We start from the raw sequence: 14,966 nt of genomic DNA, 5'->3' as shown, positions 1-14,966 counted from the left end.
TCATATGAAAAAAGTGAACAGACGGGCCGGCTTATTATTTAAGTCCGGCCCCATCTGTACTAAAAAAGCAATATAGGCTTCATAGGGAGGGACATTCATGATGTACACCGTGCCAGACATAGAATCTTTGATGTTGATTCCGGCTGAGCAGCGGAAGCAGGGGGCTGCGGTATGGGTCGGAGGCTACTATAAAGAAGGAGATCCCGGAGCCAAAATGATGCGCTGGGATGGCAAAAGCACCGCCGCTGATAATGGTGGCACGGTGCATGCACCGGTAGATGGAGGAATAGGTCGCTGGATCATGGTACATAACGGCGTCGGTGATTACAGGCACTTCGGAATTTTTGATGCGGACCGCCCTGCGGATGAGGCATTGGAGGCTTGGCTTGCAGATCCATCCGTGTATCGGGTTGAGGCGAGCTCGGATCTGAGGTTTAACAAGCGGCACCGATTTCATCGGAGCCACATTGAGCTGGATTTTAACGGCTTTTCCGTCTACACCGACGGTATAGAAGAGGGACCGCCGAATGATCCGTTTGCGGCTGTATTCCAGTTTCGCGGCAGGCCGTCAGGCGAGGAGCAAACGGTGATATTGACAGAGGATGCTGCGGAAATGTCCGAGGTTTACGAAGTCGAGGACTCTTCGGTCTTTGCCATCGGGGAGTGGTGGACGGCTCAGGTGAGCAATGCTGAAGGCGGGGGCAGCACTGAGCGTGAGCTCGACAAGCTGATTATGGTCACGGAAATCATGGACGCGAAGCATGTGCGTTTTAACTATAAAAACGGCTGGTTGATCCGGAAGGGTCGCAGCATAACCTACCGGAGGATAGCTCCTGTTGTGAGAGCGCATGTGAAGAACATGGTGTTCCACGGAGCGGGTGTGACCGACATGACCGGCTCGCATCCACTGGTATATGAATATGCCGTGGAATGCAACGTTTCTGCAATTGAAGCATTCCGCACCTTCTGGCCGGTTATTATGCGCAGACATTGTACTCATTTTGTAACTGAACGCTGCCGTTTGACCAATCCGACCGAGGTGGTCATTGGCGGCACCGGCTATATGACACAGCAGATTTATTGTCTCTATGGTCATGTCCGTGACTGCCATACCAGCAATGCCCGCCATTTGAACGACTTTACAGGTTCTGCGTACTGTCAGGTGGAGAACTGCCACGGCGACGGTGATGAGCACGGCACCTTCGTCACGCATGGTCAGTATGAGCATGACCTCGTTTTCACCGGAAACTCGGGCCTGCTGTCTTTTGGAAACAGTGGACCGATCTGGGGGGAAAGCGCAAAACGGATCACGGTCAAAAAGCATGTTGGCAGCCGATTTATCTCTTTTCGTAAAGTAACCGACATCACGCTGGAGGATGTACATATCTTTGAACAGAAAGGCATTCCTGATTCCGGCTCAATCTGGGTCAATACGGACGGCGTGCACATGAAGAACTGTACAGCGGAAAACACGCTGGCATTCTTTCAGGCGGTGAGTAGTTCGGGTCGTCCCAACGTGGTGGAAAACTGTACATTCAAGCTGGTGAAAGGCCGAAGTTTGAACCGGGAGCCGGTGCTGCAGGACATTTTTTTCCACAACTGCGATTTTCATGGGCTGGACGATCTCCGCTGGAGTGCGGCGGGGGGATTGTACTTCCGTGACTGCCGCTTGTACGGTGCACAGGATGCGGAGCCCATTCGGATGGAAGGCAGCGTGTTCAGCTTCCAGGGAGGAAGAATGGAAGACACTGGTATCTCGCTTTGCGGAGCTCTAAATCAGAGGGTCGAGTTACGCTCCGGGGCATGTATCAGGGGAACCAACCGCGGGAAATGCTTTTTCACAACCGAAAAGGAAAGCGGCCATGTGGAATGGAGGCTCTCCGATATCGTCAGTCAGGCGGCGGATGCGGAGACTTCGCACTTCAGGTTAACAACTGGTCATGGTGAGTACACAGCCAGCGGTTCTACCTTTGAAGGAGGGAGCTTCATTGTGACGGAGGATTATTTCAGGGATGGATACATGCTTCATCATGGCAATGTCGAGAGGGCGGTTAACCGCAGCGGTCTGCCGTCAGAGAACGATTCGGTGAAGCATCGGCAGGGCAATTTGATTCTACGTTAGAAGGACATCGCTTTTTGCGAAAGTCAGGCGTAAGGCTCTTTATAGAACAGGTTGTCCGAGATTGAACCGATATGGAAGGATGGTGCTGAAGAATGAAAATCAACTCTATTGAAGAATTGGAAACCAGGCTCGCTGAGCCATCAGATGAGCTGCTGGCCGACTTGGGTCAGGTGGATGGAGATATCATGCTGCTGGGTGTCGGCGGAAAAATGGGGCCGAGTATGGCCCGGTTGGCCATGAACGCTATCGCCAAAGCCGGTTTGAATAAGAAGGTCATCGGAGTATCCCGCTTTTCCAGCGGTACACTGAAGCAGGAGCTGGAGGAGATGGGGGTCGAGACAATCTCGGCCGATCTGCTGGATGATGAGCAGCTGCAGGCACTGCCTGATGCGAAAAACGTCATTTTTATGGCGGGCAATAAATTCGGTACGACCGGCAATGAGCACTTCACCTGGGCAATGAATGCCTATTTGCCAGGCCGTGTAGCAGAAAAGTTCAGAAATTCGCGGATGGTTGTCTTTTCAACAGGCAATGTATATCCTCTTACTCCGGTTGGAGCAGGGGGAGCTACGGAAGAATGCGCTCCAAATGCTAATGGGGAATACGGCCAGTCCTGTCTCGGGCGAGAGCGTGTGTTTGAACATTTCTCACATAAATATCAGATCCCGATGTTTATTTACCGTCTGAACTATGCCATCGATCTCCGCTACGGTGTCCTGCTGGAGCTCGCCAAATCAGTCAAGGAAGGCAGTCCGGTCGATATTTCCATGGGGCATGTCAATGTGATCTGGCAGGGGGATGCCAATGAAATTGCCCTTAGAGCTCTGCGTATCTGCAATTCGCCGGCAGTAACGATGAATGTCACCGGACCGGAGACGCTTTCGCTGCGCTGGGTTGCCGGCGAATTCGGCCGCAGATTAGGCGTTGAGCCAGTACTCGTTGGCCAGGAGGCGCCGACTGCACTGCTAAGTAACGCATCCAAGGCGATGCAGACATTTGGGTATCCGAAGGTTTCGGTTTTACAAATGATCGACTGGATATCGGACTGGGTACTCCAGGATGGAGCGACCTGGAATAAGCCGACACATTTTCAGGAACGGGAGGGGAAATATTAATGGGCAGCTCATATAAGCCTATGATTCCCGAGCTCCAGAAAGCTCTGCATGACGGGCTGGCGATTCCTGCGCATCCGCTTGCTCTAAATGCGGACCGTCAGCTGGATGAACGCCGCCAGCGTGCGCTAACTAGGTATTATATTGCTTCTGGAGCAGGCGGCATCGCTATAGGAGTTCACTCGACACAATTCGAAATCCGTGACAAGGGCATTGATTTGCTGGAGCCGGTTTTGCGCATGGCGGCCGAAGAGGTGGACCGAGCTGGTCTGAAACATCCCTTCATGAAGATCGCCGGAATTTGTGGACCGACTGAGCAGGCCGTTGCAGAAGCCGAGCTTGCCGCGGGGCTTGGTTACGATGCCGGACTCCTCAGCATGGGTGGACTCAGCCGCTGGACAGAGGAGCAGCTGCTGGAACGGGCCCGCCGCGTGGCCGGAATTATTCCGGTATTTGGTTTTTATTTGCAGCCTTCAGTCGGAGGAAGAACGCTCAGCTTTGAGTTCTGGCATGCATTTGCCGGAATCGAGGGTGTCATTGCCATCAAGATGGCCCCCTTTAACCGATACCAATCTTTGGATGTCATCCGGGCTGTTATGGAATCGGAACGCCGTGATGAGATCGCCTTATATACAGGCAATGATGATAATATTGTGATCGATTTGCTGACGAAGTTCCGTTTTAAAGTAGACGGTCAGATCCTAGAGAAGCGTATCGTGGGGGGGCTCCTGGGACACTGGGCAGTCTGGACTCATCAAGCTGTGGAGCTGTTGAATGAGATTAAAAAGATGAGGGATGAGGATCGTATCCCCGCAGAGTGGTTGACATATGCGGCCGAGATTACGGATAGCAACGCTGCCTTATTCGATCCTGCTCATCAGTTCCATGGCTGCATTCCAGGTATTCATGAAGTACTGCGGCGTCAGGGGCTGCTCGAAGGGCGATGGTGCCTGAACCTGCAAGAGGAGTTGTCTCCGGGACAAATGGAAGAGATTGACCGTGTGTATGAGAGCTATCCGCATCTGAATGATGATGACTTTGTAAAGACGAATATACACCATTGGCTCGTATAATTTTAAAAAGCGGCATAACCCAATATTCCAAGAGGCTTTAGCATAACCGCTGAAGCCTCTTTTTATTTATGCCTTGTGTTTCTTTTACATAGACTCGAAAATAGCATTTTTCTAGGTACAGCAGCCTGTAGCGGCTAGTGACATCCAGTGTTAAACAGAGATGATTGACAATAGTAGATTTTGATAGAAGCGTGTTGTTGACCCTGTCGAAGCTTGTTCACTATACGTATATATATAGCATTACCAAAGCAATAGTTTCACAGGGAAAGGAGGAATGTGGATGGTTTTTTCATAGAGCACGGAATTTCAGATCTTTGACGCAAAGGAGAGTTGTGCACAAAAAATAAACTTCTAAGTTAAGAGATGAGGGTTTGACATGCATGATTTAATGGTGTTGATTACGGTTTGTTCCTTCCTGTTAACCATTGGCTTCATCTTCTGGCGTCCCCATGTAAATGAAGCAATTCCTGCAACCATCGGTGCTCTCCTTGTACTGCTCAGCGGTAGCGTTTCAATGGCAGACTTGGGCGATATCATACAAACAATCAGCGGTGCAGCGGTAACAATTATGGCCACCATTGTCATGGCAATTGTTCTGGAGAGCTTTGGCTTTTTTCATTGGGCAACCGAACTACTGACGGCGAAGGCCAGAGGTTCGGGAATCCGGCTGTTTTGGTTAACGAATCTGTTCTGTTTCATGATGACGCTGTTTGTGAATAATGACGGCAGTATTCTGATTACAACTCCGATTTTACTAATGATGCTGAAGAATATGGGGCTAAAAAACCATCAGAAAATTCCATATTTGATCTCCGGGGCCATTGTGGCCACGGCGTCCAGTGCGCCAATCGGGGTAAGCAATATCGTTAACCTGATCGCACTCAAAATCGTTCATATGGATCTCTATATGCACACGGCCATGATGTTTGTCCCCGCTACGCTCGGGCTTATCCTGCTGACTACCCTCTTGTTTCTGTTCTTTTACCGAACTCTTCCGAAGAAGCTTCCAACCCCAGCCCAATGGAATCTACGACCAGGGCAGCATCCCCTGCAGGATTCGCTTCAGCAGGATAACCCGGGCAAATTCATGAGAAATATTTTAATCTTTGTTCTGTGTGTCCGAATCAGTTTATTCGCAGCTTCCTTTATTCACTTCCCTGTATCTTTGATGGCTGTGATCGGATCAGCATTTTTGCTGGCCTGGCGTTGGTATCATCTCAAGATCCCTCCTACGGACATGCTGAAAAAAACACCGTGGTATATCCTTATTTTTGCTTTCAGCATGTATGTTATTATCTATGGCCTGAACAATATCGGTTTGACAGAATGGCTGATCCGGATGCTTCAGCCGATTGTGTCGGGTAGTTTATTTTACGCCAGCGTTCTGATGGGCGGATTGATCAGCATCTTGTCCAATATATTCAACAATCACCCGGCACTGATGGTCGGCACGATCACTCTGACCCATATGGGACTAGACCCTCTCACATTAAAAATCTCATATTTGGCCAGCGTTATTGGGAGTGATATCGGTTCACTGCTGCTGCCTATAGGCACACTCGCAACCTTAATGTGGCTGCATATTGTGCGAAAGAGCGGTGTCAAAATCAGCTGGGCCCAATACTTGAAAGTAACAATCGTGGTCATTCCCGTCACCGTGCTGTTTACGCTGATTCTTCTTTTTTACTGGGTATCCTGGCTGTTTTAAGATCTCAAGATTCCGGAGGCTGCCGATGAGTATAATTTCGACGTTAAGACGACAAAAAAAGACCTCCGCTTGTTAAGAAGGTCCAAATTAAAGAGATAATATTGCATTTTATAGACTATGATGTTCGGGTGCAAAATGAATGGATGATCGTCTACTGCTTAAATAAGGATAATATAATTCGCATATGTGAAATAATCTGAACTTCAGCAGGGAGTGCTGAAGTTCTTTTCGTAATCATTAAGGGAAATGATGGAATTTGTCGAAAATAAATGATAAGACCACCTTTGAGAGGATGAAATTGAAGTGCATATAAAGGATGATAATCAGATTAGCTATTTATTTCATCGGCGTTTTAAAGCACAAAGATTGATCTTGGTTTCGTTTATTTCGGCCGGCATGCTGCTGGGGGGAGTTCCCTTCGCACACCAGGGCTATGCGGCTGCAGTCAGTGCGGGGACGGGGATTAGCCAGGATCAAAATGATGCCTTAGCTTATCTGAATAGTATCCGGGCAAAACTCGGGCTGCAGGCTCTGAAGTACAATGGCAATATGTCCAAAGCAGCTCAGCTTCATGCGGTATATTACAATATGAATCATGAGAAAGCATCACAAAGCGCTCATAGTGAAAGCAAAGGATTGCCCGGGTTTAAAGGGAGCACGATTGTTGATCGCTTGAAAGCATCCGGCTGGTCACCCGGCCCAAATGGGTATATGACTGGGGAGGTCATGCATTACGAGCAGACAACCATTAAGGGGGCTATGGAGGAATGGTTGGACACAGCCTATCACCGGGAAATCATCCTAAGTCACAAATACACTGAGGTCGGAATCGGTTTTGTGAATGGTACGGCAGTATTGGATATGGCCGGGCCCTATGATCCAACCCCCATCAAGAGCGGAATCGCCGTGTACCCTTATGACGGTATGAAGAATGTCGGAGTAGGCTTTTATGGAAATGAGAATCCCAACCCGCTGAGTCAGTTCAATATCAAATCTTCCGGCTTCATTATATCAGCGACTACCGAAAAGGAAATGGTATGGCATCAAGCAAAGATCACCGATCAGAGTGGTACGGAGATTCCTTTCTTTGAGGAGCTTCATAACAAGGACACATTGTTTCTATACCCGAAATACGTATTAAAAGGCAACCGTACATATCAAATTTCGCTGTCCTACGAAATGAAGGGAAGCCCCGGAAAAAAGAAAAAGATGTGGTCCTTCACCACAGGAGAGAGTCCTAAAGAGGATGTTGAAAGGGATACTTCCTCCACAATAAAGTAACTTGAAAGCGTCTAAGCAGCAGCGCAGCAATCAAAGCGGCGGACGCGCATACGGCATCCACGAACACGCGCTTTTTTATTGTTATACAACATATGGATTTGGTTTGAATGACAGACTCATTCTTTAAAATAGGGCGTAATCCCTTTTGAATATAGGTTCTCCACTAACTTGAAAAACTCTTCTGACGATAAATCCTTTTGACGCTGGAGCCAAAGACGAAATAAAGATAGGGAAGTTGTCAGGTAAAACTCAATGAAGTATGGCGTTAAGGAATGGTTTTGCGGAACGTTTAATTCTAATTGATCCAAAGTGATTTCTTTTTTTAAGCGTTTTAAAAAACGGGTACTACCATAATCACCCAAGAGGGCATTAAGAACCAGGAGATGTTCTCTTTTGTCCAGACAATAGAGCGTATCTTGAACCGTATCCATCGATAGCTCTTTATTCGCCAATTCTTTTTTCATGTCATTCAATAAGTCATTTTCAACAGAGTCTAACAATTCGTAAATGTCAGTAAAGTATTGATAAAAGGTGCTGCGGTTATATCCTGACTTATTCGCAATTTCCTGAACCGAGATTTTCTCAATCGGCTTTTGGCTATATAACTCACAAAAAACTTCTACAAACGTTTGTCTTGTTTTCTCCGTTATTTGGGGTTGCTTTTTCATGTTTCCTCCTACTAGCGAATAAGAATATCATCCGACAAATAATAAAAAACTGATGATTGATCAAGGAATAATAAAGATTTACAATCACATCATACAACATGTTGTCTGATAATCAAAAGGCAATGTTAATAAGTAGAGGTGTGGTTTTAATGTCAGCAAAACAAGATAGAATTTTAATTTTTGGTGCAGGTGTCATCGGGAGCATGTACGCAATTAAGCTTATTGAAGCAGGGTTTGACGTTACCCTGTTTGCACATTCTAATAGATTTAAATCTTTAAGAGAAAATGGCCTGCAATATCAAGAAAAAGGTACAGTTAGATCGATACAAGTGAATGTCATTGATACGCTCGAAAATGACGATGTATACGATTTTATTTTCGTTACCGTTCGTTATGATCGGTCCGAATCAGCGTTGTTAGCGCTAAAAGATAATCAAAGCAAAAATATAGTTACGATGACCAGTAATTCAATTGGATTTTCTTCGTGGCTGGATATCGTAGGGAATAGACTTTTACCAGCTTTTCCTGGATTCGGCGGACAGATTAAAGATGGAGTATTGCATGCTCGATTTCCACCAAAGATTATAGCAGCAACTGCATTTGGAGAAATGAATGGTGTAGTGACAGAACGCATAGAAAACCTCGCAAAATTATTTAAAACAGCAAAGCTTCCCTACGTTATTAAAAAGGATATGCAAGCGTATCTAATCACACATTCCGTATCAGACATTGCCATGTTGAGCATTTTGCATTCTGAGAATAAGATAACTGACCAAAAAACAGCCAGAACCAGAAAAACGGCACGCGAAATAACAGTCACTTTAAAAGCTTATCTAAGGGCAATACAAAAAGCTGGCGTTTCAATTGATCCACCAATGCTTAAAATGGTGCTTAAAATTCCGAACTTATTTTTGGATCTTTTCTTTATGACATGGCTACGAACTAAAATGGTTAGGGATATGATGTTGCCGGATTATGCGAATAATGCTAATAATGAGATGGTGCAGCTGAGTAATGATTTAATGAAATTTTTAAGTCAAAATGATATCAAACCGGAAATACATGTTCAGTAATTTTCGGGAAACGATAATTGAACAACAATAGCGCTTTATTTTCACAGAACAGCCAAAGTACAACAGTGTATAAATAGATACGCAAGCCGTCCCACTAGGGGGCGGCTTTTATTTTCTCCAAACAGTAGTAAAAATTAGGCTTTACATTACAGATGTCCTAGTGTACTATTCAACTATAACACTAGTACAAAGGAGATGTGAGCATGAACCATCCTAATAATATACAGGCTGAAGACGCGGTACTTTTACTCAGAGGCGTTTCCAAAAAAATAGGCGGCAAAAGAATCGTCGATCAGCTTTCCTTTGATGTCCATGAAGGAGAGGTTGTAGGACTGCTCGGACCTAACGGTGCGGGGAAGACGACGACCATCCGTATGATCGCAGGACTGATTCAAATGACTGAAGGAGATGTATTCGTCCGGGGCAGCAGCATCCGTCATGAGTGGAAGAAGGCGATCCGCCATGTTGGGGCCATTATCGAGAACCCGGAATTTTATCCGTACATGACAGGCTACGATAACCTGAAGCAGTACCAGCGGATGAATGACTGGATCAGTAATGATCGCATCAATGAGGTTGTCCGGCTGGTTGGACTTGAAAACGCCATGAAGAAGAAGGTCAAGGCATATTCGCTTGGCATGCGCCAGCGGCTCGGTATTGCGCAGGCACTGCTTCATGAGCCTTCGGTACTCATTCTGGATGAACCGACTAATGGTCTTGATCCGGCAGGCATTCGTGAGATGCGTGATTACCTTAAAACGATTGCCCGCGAGGAAGGCATTTCGATCCTGGTATCGAGCCATCTATTGCTTGAGATGGAACAGCTGTGCAGCCGGGTCGTTGTCATCCAGGATGGAAAATTAGTAACAATCCGTACAATCGGCGAAAACGGTGGGTCCGGGCAAGATGAGAAGGATCTGGTTCGCGTCATGTTCCGGGTCGGACATTTGGAAGAGGCGAAGAAGGTGTTCGGAAATCATGAAAAGGCCGAGATTCTGAAGGTTGAACCCGAGCAGAATGAATTGATATTGTCGCTCCGGTACAAGGATATCCCGGATTTGGTCACTGCACTGGGTAGTGCTCAAATTCCGATCTACCAGATTACGGAGCTCAAACAGTCGCTGGAAGATGAATTTTTGAAATGGACAGGGGGAAACCGCATTGCGTAGCTTTAATAATCTGGTGATAAATGAATGGCTTAAAATGTCCAAAAAACGCAGCTTTTTTATTCCATATGCGATCATAGCCGTCGTGGCAGTGGTACTCGCTTGGGTACTTAAACGCTGGGCCGGTGATATGGTAGGATCCGCTTTCGATTATACGACCCTGATGTCCAGCACAAGCGGCTTCGGACAGTTCACGGCCATGCTTGCTGTTATATTCACTGCCGGCTTGGTATCCGGAGAGCATGGGCAGGGAACGATTAAATTTTTGCTTATCCGTGGACAAAGCCGGGGAAAAGTTCTCGCTTCCAAGTATGTTGCCGCTTTGCTCTTTGCATTGACGCTCATCGTTTGGATGAACGTGGTCAGCTTTGCTTCTGGTGCCGTCCTGTTCGGGACGGAGCACTCATCCGGGGCATGGCGTGATATTTTGATCGCAAGCGGAAGCTCACTGGTTTATAGCATCGTCTATATGACGCTGGGCTTTATGATGGGTGTGCTGACGCGTTCCACGGGAGCAGCAATGGGCGTGGGTATGGCTGCTATTATGCTCAGCGGCATCACGATTCCAAAAAGCTTTTATAAATATGTGCTGTTCCCGAATGCGGATTTGTCGATATACATTCATGGTGGACATCCGCCGATCGAAGGGATGACGCTTCCGTTTTCAATTGTGATTATAGCGGTATATATTGTCTTGTTTCTTGGCGCCAGCTTTGTTACGTTTAAGAAACGTGATATTGCCTAATGCAGCCAGGGAGCCGAAGCTGACGGCGAAAGGAGTCTATTCCCATTGAGCATCGAATTTGACAACAATTTGCCGATCTATCTCCAAATCATGAACCATATCAAAAGGCAGATCGTATCCGGTCTGCTTCAGCCCGGTGATAAAATTCCGTCGGTAAGGGAGCTTGCGGCGGATTTGCAGATTAATCCGAACACGATCCAGCGAACGTTTCAGGAGCTCGAACGCGAGGAAGTAGTGGAGACAAAGCGCGGGCTGGGAAGATATGTGACAAGCGAGGGATCCAAAATTATGGCGATTAAAAAGGAAATGGCTGGCGATTTGATTCACCAATTCATACATGGCATGCAGGAGCTGGGGTTCAAGAATCAGGATATCGTCACCATCGTAAAGGAAGCAGTGGCGGTCAAAGACAACACGGACCGGAAGGGGGCTTCTCCGGATGGACACATTGCTGAAGGTTAACGGTGTATCCAAAAAGTATGGTTCCAAGAAGGCCTTGGATAACGTAAGCTTCGAAATCAGACCAGGCAAAATCACCGGTCTGCTCGGCTCCAATGGAAGCGGTAAGAGCACGCTGATGCAAATCATTGCAGGCCTTACCCCTGCTACAGCCGGTGATATCTCTGTCATGGGAAAACCCATTGGCAGAGAAACGAAAAGCCTGATTTCCTATATGCCGGACCGTCCGCTAACAGAGAGCTGGATGAAGGTGAAGGACGCCGTCGCCTTTTATAAGGATTTTTATGCGGATTTTAATATGGAAAAGGCACGTGAAATGCTCGATTTTATGAATTTGAACGAAAAAGACAGCGTCAGCGTGCTGTCCAAAGGCATGAATGAACGGCTGCAGTTGACCTTGGCCCTCTCCCGTAACGTCAATCTGTATTTGCTGGATGAGCCGATTGGCGGGGTAGATCCTGTGGCCAGAGGTAAAATTCTGGATGCCATTGTGCGCTTTTACAGTGAAGAAAGCAGTCTCATCATCTGTACCCACCTGGTAAGGGATATGGAAAGGATTTTCGATGAAGTCATGTTTTTAAACAGTGGAAGCATCGTACTCCACGAAGAAGTGGAGAGCGTCCGCCTGAAGCACGGAAGGAGCGTCGACGACATGTTTAAAGAGGTGTTCGGCGAATGATCAAGCTGCTTAAATATGATTTGCGGCGGAATGCGAATCTTTTACTCGGATTAACGGTGGTCCTGATTATTGGTGAGCTAGTACTCCTATGGTCCCGTGCCAACCTTGAAATTAAGCTGGTCTTAACCGTGTTCTTTTTTATCGCAGCTGCTGTGATCTTCGCGATATCCAGCCTGAAGGTTTTTGATTATAACATCAAATCGGTCAGCCGAAGGCTTTTGCCCGTTCATGCTTTCTCTTATGTATGGGCATCTCTGTTGTACGGATTGATCAATACCTTGGTTCTTACCTTGATTGGCATAGGGACCGCGTTCTACTTTTTTGCAAAATTCGATACTTCCCTAATAGGTGACATTTTCCGTATCCCTGTGCCTGTTATGGCCGGAATCGTGCTGGAGTATATTCTGGTGCTTGTATATGGGTATTTCACGATTTATGTGACCATTGCTTTAGCACGCAGCATCACGAGAAAAGGCGTGTTCTGGGTTGGTCTGATCATCTTTTTGATCATCACGAACGTCACAGGATGGCTTGAAAACCTGTTGTTTAACCGCGACTCTTCACAAATCTTCAGCTTGGTGACCTTTCATGCGGAGGTGAGTAACGGTGTGTTGTCGCATGACATGGCAAACTCCAGTGTGAACTTAAATTCTATAGGAACGCTGATATTCGAAGTCCTGCTCTGCGCAGTGTACCTGCTTGTCATGAAGTGGTGTGTGGAGAAAAGAATTGAAGCCAAGTAAAGCACAACTTCATAAAAAGAGTTGACGGGTTCCAGTTTTTAACATACAATGTGAAAAACTAAATATTGCATATGCAAAGATGGAGACAAGTAAATCAATACTTCTTTACAGGGATGAAACGTCATAGATTGAGAGCGTTTCTTAGGAACAGGTTGATTGAATTTCACTCCGGAGCAGTTCCTTGAAACTAGATTTACTAGCGTGTAGAGGCAACCGGTTTAACCGTTAAATTAATTAAGAGAATTTTCTGTGTTACAACAGAAAATTTTAAATTTGGGTGGTACCACGGCTCCTCGTCCCTTCGGATGAGGAGCTATTTGTATTTTATTATGACGGATTGTAATATGAAGTGCGACACCTCAAGCTAGGAAAAACAAAAATGGCCCATGCTGGTTTCGTGTAAAATGGAAGTCACCACAACTAAACCATTTATCACAGGAGAACCCAACATGAGCTACTCCCATCTTAGCATAATTGAGCGCGGACAACTAGAAACGTTACATCGACTGGGCTGGTCCTGCCGGGAAATAGGGCGTGAACTGGGCCGTCATCCCTCTACAATCGCACGTGAAGTTGTACGAGGCAGCCAGAAAGAAGAGTATGCGGCTCTACCCGCCCAACAGGCCTACCACGAGCGAAGAGCTTCATGTGTGCCTAACGGGAAGTACAACACAGATCTTGCTGAGCAGATCAACCAGAAGCTGCTGGAGACGTGGTCTCCTGAGCAGATCGCGGAGAAGCGACGGGCGGAAGGGAAGCCTTTCGTTTGCTTCAAGACCATCTACAGATGGCTCTACAAAGGATGCCTTGCAGCTGGAGACGTCAAGGTTCTACGGCATAAAGGCAAGCGTCAGAAACCGGTGGAAACGCGCGGTCGCTTCCTCGTTGGCACCCCAATTAGCAAGAGACCAAAAGAGGTTCGCAAACGCACGTCATTTGGCCATTGGGAGCTCGATACTGTCGTCTCCAGCCGAGGGAATAGTAAAGCCTGTGCGGCTACCTTCATTGAACGGAAGACGCGTCTTTACGTGGCTGTGAAAATGCCAGATAGGACGGCTAACTCCATGGAAATCGCCTTCGGTGTCGTGGCCAGCCAATACCCACAAGGTGCCTTCCAAACGGCGACAACCGATCGAGGGAAAGAGTTCGCTTGCTACGCGAATCTGGAAGCCTTTCACGATATCCAGGTCTATTTTGCAGATCCATATTCCTCTTGGCAGCGGGGCTCCAACGAGAATGGAAACGGCCTACTCCGAGAGTTCTTCCCCAAAGGGCATGACTTCGCTGCCATTACGGATGAACAACTTGCTGATGCGCTCCGGCTGATTAACAACCGCCCCCGAAAATGCCTAGATTGGAAGTCGGCTCACGAAGCCTTCATGGACGAGGTGTCGCACTTAGCTTGACAATCCGTCTTATAAAGTTTTAATTCTAAGGCTCGGTAGCTCAGTCGGTAGAGCATAGGACTGAAAATCCTAGTGTCGGCGGTTCGATTCCGTCCCGAGCCATCCATCAAAAAATAATAAGGCTGACTCTTACATATGAAAACAACATCTTGAAAATTGAAGCTCATACGAGGAATCCAAAAGTGAAACTCATAAGGAGATGAGATCATGACCAAAGAAATTTGGATCAATTTGCCCGTAAAAGATATCCAAAGATCGAAACAGTTTTTTACCGAGATTGGATTTTCACTGAATCCGCACCTAGCAGATAGCGAAGATAAGGCCGGCCTGATCATTGGAGATAAAAAGGTTGTGGTGATGCTTTTTCCCGAGCCTACTTTTAAAGGTTTTACAGGCAATGAAATCCCGAATCCGGTACATGCAACCCAAGCTTTATTCTCCATTGATGCAGAGAGTAAGGAAGAAGTGGATGAACTGGTTGAGAAGGTCGTGAAGGCAGGTGGGACCATATTCGGACAGCCTGAGGATCGAGGGGGAATGTATGGTGCGGGCTTCGCTGATTTGGATGGTCATCGGTGGAATGTATTGTACATGGATCTGAGTGTGATGCAGCAACCAGAAGAGGTATAAATATGCCCATGGAATGGCATCCGGAGCCCTTATGCAGACGCTTGCAAACCGTACTTCCAACCGGGTACAATAGGATTAACTTACAGGCGGAATTAACCTTC

At 46.9% G+C, this 14,966-nt stretch carries 14 protein-coding genes, 1 tRNA gene and 1 other annotated feature; of the genes, 14 read left to right on the top strand and 1 reads right to left on the bottom strand.

All coding sequences use genetic code 11. From position 1 onward, the window contains the following. Window positions 1-97 precede the first annotated feature (97 nt). The 5 genes from E6W40_RS25985 to E6W40_RS25965 all read left to right on the top strand — a co-directional run bounded on the left by E6W40_RS25985 (window position 98) and on the right by E6W40_RS25965 (window position 7,296). Window positions 98-2,122, top strand: coding sequence for a peptidase C14 (locus E6W40_RS25985; protein WP_136608520.1), 2,025 nt, complete (start codon window positions 98-100; stop codon window positions 2,120-2,122). Between the two features lie 98 nt (window positions 2,123-2,220). Continuing rightward, window positions 2,221-3,237 carry an NAD-dependent epimerase/dehydratase family protein gene (locus E6W40_RS25980; protein ID WP_136608905.1) on the top strand — a complete coding sequence of 339 codons (1,017 nt, stop codon included), beginning with the start codon at window positions 2,221-2,223 and terminating at the stop codon, window positions 3,235-3,237. Next, a complete protein-coding gene (locus E6W40_RS25975; protein WP_136608519.1) occupies window positions 3,237-4,307 on the top strand; it encodes a dihydrodipicolinate synthase family protein in 1,071 nt (356 codons plus the stop codon). The genes E6W40_RS25980 and E6W40_RS25975 overlap by 1 nt, the downstream gene beginning before the upstream one ends. Before the next feature lie 376 nt (window positions 4,308-4,683). Continuing rightward, the gene (locus tag E6W40_RS25970; protein WP_136608518.1) at window positions 4,684-6,015 is read left to right on the top strand and encodes an ArsB/NhaD family transporter; all 1,332 of its coding nucleotides are present in this window, start codon (window positions 4,684-4,686) and stop codon (window positions 6,013-6,015) included. A 303-nt stretch (window positions 6,016-6,318) separates the two neighbouring features. Then, window positions 6,319-7,296 carry a CAP domain-containing protein gene (locus tag E6W40_RS25965; RefSeq protein ID WP_136608517.1) on the top strand — a complete coding sequence of 326 codons (978 nt, stop codon included), beginning with the start codon at window positions 6,319-6,321 and terminating at the stop codon, window positions 7,294-7,296. Between the two features lie 116 nt (window positions 7,297-7,412). Here the strand turns inward: E6W40_RS25965 and E6W40_RS25960 are convergent, their stop codons facing one another. Further along, the gene (locus tag E6W40_RS25960; protein WP_136608516.1) at window positions 7,413-7,964 is read right to left on the bottom strand and encodes a TetR/AcrR family transcriptional regulator; all 552 of its coding nucleotides are present in this window, start codon (window positions 7,962-7,964) and stop codon (window positions 7,413-7,415) included. 149 nt (window positions 7,965-8,113) lie between these two features. On the opposite strand from E6W40_RS25960, the gene E6W40_RS25955 reads away from it, so the two are divergent. The 9 genes from E6W40_RS25955 to E6W40_RS25915 all read left to right on the top strand — a co-directional run bounded on the left by E6W40_RS25955 (window position 8,114) and on the right by E6W40_RS25915 (window position 14,865). Beyond that, entirely contained in the window at window positions 8,114-9,037 is a 924-nt protein-coding gene (locus tag E6W40_RS25955; RefSeq protein ID WP_136608904.1) for a ketopantoate reductase family protein, read from the top strand. A 203-nt stretch (window positions 9,038-9,240) separates the two neighbouring features. Continuing rightward, window positions 9,241-10,206, top strand: coding sequence for an ABC transporter ATP-binding protein (locus E6W40_RS25950; RefSeq protein WP_136608515.1), 966 nt, complete (start codon window positions 9,241-9,243; stop codon window positions 10,204-10,206). Beyond that, window positions 10,199-10,948, top strand: a complete 750-nt coding sequence (locus E6W40_RS25945; protein WP_136608514.1) for an ABC transporter permease — start codon at window positions 10,199-10,201, stop codon at window positions 10,946-10,948. Before E6W40_RS25950 ends, E6W40_RS25945 begins: the two co-directional genes overlap by 8 nt. A 45-nt stretch (window positions 10,949-10,993) precedes the next feature. Continuing rightward, window positions 10,994-11,410 carry a GntR family transcriptional regulator gene (locus E6W40_RS25940; protein ID WP_136608513.1) on the top strand — a complete coding sequence of 139 codons (417 nt, stop codon included), beginning with the start codon at window positions 10,994-10,996 and terminating at the stop codon, window positions 11,408-11,410. Beyond that, a complete protein-coding gene (locus tag E6W40_RS25935; RefSeq protein WP_136608512.1) occupies window positions 11,388-12,086 on the top strand; it encodes an ABC transporter ATP-binding protein in 699 nt (232 codons plus the stop codon). The genes E6W40_RS25940 and E6W40_RS25935 overlap by 23 nt, the downstream gene beginning before the upstream one ends. Beyond that, window positions 12,083-12,829 (top strand): hypothetical protein, encoded by a 747-nt coding sequence (locus E6W40_RS25930; protein ID WP_136608511.1) that lies wholly within the window; start codon window positions 12,083-12,085, stop codon window positions 12,827-12,829. The genes E6W40_RS25935 and E6W40_RS25930 overlap by 4 nt, the downstream gene beginning before the upstream one ends. Window positions 12,830-12,896: 67 nt before the next feature. Then, window positions 12,897-13,133, top strand: a binding site (T-box leader). A gap of 145 nt (window positions 13,134-13,278) precedes the next feature. Beyond that, the gene (locus tag E6W40_RS25925; protein WP_136608251.1) at window positions 13,279-14,235 is read left to right on the top strand and encodes an IS30 family transposase; all 957 of its coding nucleotides are present in this window, start codon (window positions 13,279-13,281) and stop codon (window positions 14,233-14,235) included. 29 nt (window positions 14,236-14,264) lie between these two features. Continuing rightward, window positions 14,265-14,337 (top strand) — tRNA-Phe (locus tag E6W40_RS25920). 105 nt (window positions 14,338-14,442) lie between these two features. Next, on the top strand, window positions 14,443-14,865 hold the full coding sequence (locus E6W40_RS25915) for a VOC family protein (RefSeq protein ID WP_136608510.1): 423 nt from the start codon (window positions 14,443-14,445) through the stop codon (window positions 14,863-14,865). The last annotated feature ends 101 nt before the right edge of the window (window positions 14,866-14,966 follow it).

This window comes from Paenibacillus dokdonensis (genome assembly GCF_004916975.1).
GTDB classification, from domain to species: Bacteria; Bacillota; Bacilli; order Paenibacillales; family Paenibacillaceae; genus Paenibacillus_AQ; species Paenibacillus_AQ dokdonensis.
This window is presented reverse-complemented; position numbering and strand designations above follow the sequence as displayed.